We start from the raw sequence: 971 nt of genomic DNA, 5'->3' as shown, positions 1-971 counted from the left end.
GGCGGAACGTTAAGCTATCAGTGGTACAGCAACACTAGCAATAGTACGAGTGGCGGCACGCTTGTGAGCGGAGCGAGCAGCGCAAGCTATAACGCACCGACTACAGCGGCGGGAACGAAGTACTACTATGTTGTGGTGACGAACACGAATGCGAGCGTCAATGGGACGAAGACTGCTTCGGTGACGAGCAGTGTCGTGTTGGTGACGGTGAACACCATCGTGAACGCGGCAACGCCAACGATCGGAACGCAGCCGACGGCTAAGACGGTGGATGTCGGCGGAACGGCGACGCTAAGCGTGGCGGCCAGCGTCAGCGACGGAGGAACGCTCAGCTACCAGTGGTACAGCAACACTTCGAACAGTACGTCCGGCGGTACGCTAGTGAGCGGAGCGAGCAGCGCAAGTTATAACACGCCGACGACAGCGCCGGGGACGAAGTACTACTATGTCGTAGTGACGAACACGAATGCGAGCGTGAACGGCACGAAGACCGCGACGGCGACGAGCAACGTCGTGTTGGTGACGGTAAACGCGATTGTAAATGCGGCAACGCCGACGATAGGAACGCAGCCGACGGCTAAGACGGTGGATGTGGGCGGAACGGCGACGCTTAGCGTGGCGGCCAGCGTCAGTGATGGTGGAGTGCTCAGCTACCAATGGTACAGCAACACGACGAATAGTACGTCCGGAGGCACGCTTGTGAGCGGAGCGACGAGCGCGAGCTATAACGCACCGACGACAGCGGCCGGCACGAAGTACTACTATGTCGTGGTAACGAACACGAATGCGAGTGTCAATGGGACGAAGACTGCTTCGGTGACGAGCAACGTTGTTTTGGTGACGGTGAACGCCATCGTGAACGCGGCAACGCCGAGTATCGGAACGCAACCGACGGCTAAGACAGTGAATGTAGGCGGAACAGCGACGCTAAGCGTGGCGGCAAACGTTAGCGATGGCGGAACGTTAAGCTA

1 pseudogene is annotated in these 971 nt (G+C 58.7%); it reads left to right on the top strand.

Annotated features, from left to right (window positions below):
* Nucleotides 1-971: pseudogene (locus V8F51_RS31465) on the top strand (hypothetical protein); the annotation flags it as partial.

The organism is Paenibacillus sp. YIM B09110 (genome assembly GCF_037167145.1).
Taxonomy (GTDB): Bacteria; Bacillota; Bacilli; order Paenibacillales; family Paenibacillaceae; genus Pristimantibacillus.
This window is presented reverse-complemented; position numbering and strand designations above follow the sequence as displayed.